This is a genomic window from Xenorhabdus innexi (assembly GCF_002632485.1).
Lineage (GTDB): Bacteria > Pseudomonadota > Gammaproteobacteria > Enterobacterales > Enterobacteriaceae > Xenorhabdus > Xenorhabdus innexi.
Map to the genome: position 1 here is coordinate 1 of NZ_NIBU01000133.1, position 2,768 is coordinate 2,768.

Below are 2,768 nucleotides of genomic sequence, written 5' to 3' on the forward strand. Positions count from 1 at the left end.
ATTGACTGCTGGCGCTTTCCACATAAAAAATTAGGGGTATCTGATGGTCATTGAAACGGTGTGCTAATTAACCATAAAACTTAATGGTTTTCAAGCTCGTTTGATGAGGTTATCAAATGCAGAATGTACCACTAGGTTCTCGAACATTCCTGAATGGGTCATATCAGACGTTACAGTCACGTACCCCTAGATATGGGTTCCCATGGATATCTAAGCGTGATGAAGGTTATCCTAATACTGGAATAGGAGGATATCCTACCTGTTCCCAGTGGTGGTCGGATGAAAAAGTTGGGCTAAGAAAATTAGTCATGGAACAAGCTGATCCTGGGATGTGGTTACGTGCAAAATCAGCCATGAGATTGATAAACGAAGATTCAAAGGAGTTTCAAGAGGCTGTTATTCGTCGCTTGGTAAGCCCTGCCAGTTTACAAATTTCTCAGGGCGACTCTGTATATATGGGGTATGGTGGTAATGCTGACTTTTTTACCGTAACCAGTACAGCGACACGAGCCGGATCTATGGTAGGGCAAGTATTAGGGTCATTTGCAGTATTCCCAGCGTTAGATGCTATGCGGCAATCATTGCCTATGGTTCAGAGTTTATTACTGATGGCTATATACGTCATGCTGCCATTGATTTTAATGTTTTCAGCCTATGATTTTAAGACCGCAATAACATTAACATTTGTAATTTTTGCTTTGAATTTTATAACGTTTTGGTGGGAATTAGCTCGGTGGTTAGATAGCTGGATGATTGAAGCGTTATATGGTTCAGATACACATAGCCGCTGGAATATGATGGGAATACAAAACACTTCGGATGATATTATTGTTAACTTTGTCATGGGAACGATGTTCTTAGTATTACCAGCGGTTTGGATGGGGGCTTTATCTTGGGCTGGGATCAAAGTTGGCGGAACGTTGGAGAGCGGAGCAATGCAAAGAGGAACTGCGGAATCTAAACAAGCAGGTGGTAAAGGTGGGGATGCTGCATTGAAGGCTGGAGGGGCAGCTATGAAAAAATAATTGATTAATCGGGTGATTGGGATTGAAAAATCCAATCACCTGTACATTAGTATAATAGCTCTGATTAAGTTATATTTTTATAAGGAAACATAAAATGAAATCTAGAATGAAAAAGATAATGAGAAATATAATGAAACAAGATTATTTGGAGACCATTCGTCTGATTTTTGCATTTATAGTTCTTTTTACTATTTTTTCGCATCTATGGTTCTTTTTTCTATGTTTACAGTGAGAAGATTATATGCAACTTAATGATCATGCTATTGTTTCTTTGAATGAGGTTTTTTATCCAGATGGAAGTCTTGAGTTGAGATACAGGCTTAATAAAGGTGAGGAGTTAACACCAGAAGAGCTATCTATGCTTCCTTATTCGAAGGTAATCAGCGAAATAAAAATCGAGAATTCAGATGGAGTAATTAATCTAAAAAATATAGTTTCTTCGATTGGTGGTAACTCACAAAGTCTATTTGAAATAAATGGATGTGATTATGAGTCTTTTTTTGTTGATCCATCTGATATACGTATTCAGAATTATTTACTCAAGAATGTTAAAAAGGAATTTCCTGATTTTTGGGATGCGTGGGTAAATGATAATATCTTTATTAGCTTTTCTAAGGGAATGGGAAAATAAAATTCTTAAAAGGGTTACATCATAACTATGATATAACCCCTAAAAGTAAAAATTTATTTAATGCTATTTTTATTAATTAATTTAGCAATGTAGTGATAGGGGGGAAGGATTTAGGGTAACTAGAACCAGTACTCGCACATATATTAGTGCCTGGATAAATAAGGTCACACGAAATGATAGGCTCATCGGTGCCGCCGGATACACGTTTAAGGTCTTTTTTTTCTAATTCTTTCATGAGTTACTCCCGGTAATTAATTTATATGATTATATGGAATCTAATAATTTCACCTAGAATACACTTTAAAATTTAATACTTATCTTTCAAAAATCATCATATGTCTTACTTTTTTGAAATGCAATCTTTTTGTTTTTTATCTTATAATAAATTAAACATGCTAGGAGGATTATTAGCTATATAACTATAAATCTAATTTATTTTTAGAAAGTATCTTTATTAGGGTTGCTTAAATGGCACTGGATGATTTTTGTTTTTATATATAGAGTGATTTAGTGGGTATTTAATGCTCATCAAATGTTTTATAATTTAATTGGTTGATATTAAAAGATAAGCTTAATCTTTAAATGCAGTTTTTTAATTTAAAGTCGGTACGTAATTACTTTTAACGTAAAAACTATTGAGAAAGTAATTTACTTCATTTTTTTGATTTTTTATTAAGAATAATTTAAAAAAATAAAAAGGCTTTACATTCCAAAAAATATTGGATAACGTTAAATAAATTTGAATACTATAAAAAATTATTATCATTATTCAATTATAGACAATAAGCTTAAACCTTAATATGGATGGGGTGTTATGAGCAGAGTAATTACATTGTTTTTGTATTTTCTTATCTATCTTACCCCTGTTTAGATATACTATAAGTCTGAGCCTTAAATGTGGCATTATTTTTTTACCAAGACTGAGAGCGTTGGGGAAAGTTTTTTAAACTAAAAATATAAGACTTGCATTCACATAATAAGTGCAACACCGTTATGAACGAAGTAAACGAGTCGGTATGCCTTTAAATAACTCATTCGGTGTTTGATAACCTCGCGTTTTTCGAGGACGTTTATTTAATCGATTTGCCACGAGATTTATCTCCAACTCTGAG

At 33.4% G+C, this 2,768-nt stretch carries 1 protein-coding gene and 2 pseudogenes; 2 read left to right on the plus strand and 1 reads right to left on the minus strand.

Going from position 1 to position 2,768, the window contains the following annotated elements; genetic code table 11:
* Positions 1-131 precede the first annotated feature (131 nt).
* A pseudogene (locus Xinn_RS20335) lies at positions 132-1,025 on the plus strand (conjugal transfer protein TraG N-terminal domain-containing protein); the annotation flags it as partial.
* Between the two features lie 241 nt (positions 1,026-1,266).
* Entirely contained in the window at positions 1,267-1,656 is a 390-nt protein-coding gene (locus Xinn_RS20340; RefSeq protein ID WP_086954029.1) for a hypothetical protein, read from the plus strand.
* Between the two features lie 991 nt (positions 1,657-2,647).
* Here the strand turns inward: Xinn_RS20340 and Xinn_RS20345 are convergent.
* Positions 2,648-2,768: pseudogene (locus tag Xinn_RS20345) on the minus strand (IS30 family transposase); the annotation flags it as partial.

Coding starts and splice junctions, on each gene's coding strand:
- Xinn_RS20340 (WP_086954029.1), top strand. CDS start 1,267: ATGCAACTTAATGATCATGCTATTGTTTCTTTGAATGAGGTTTTTTAT.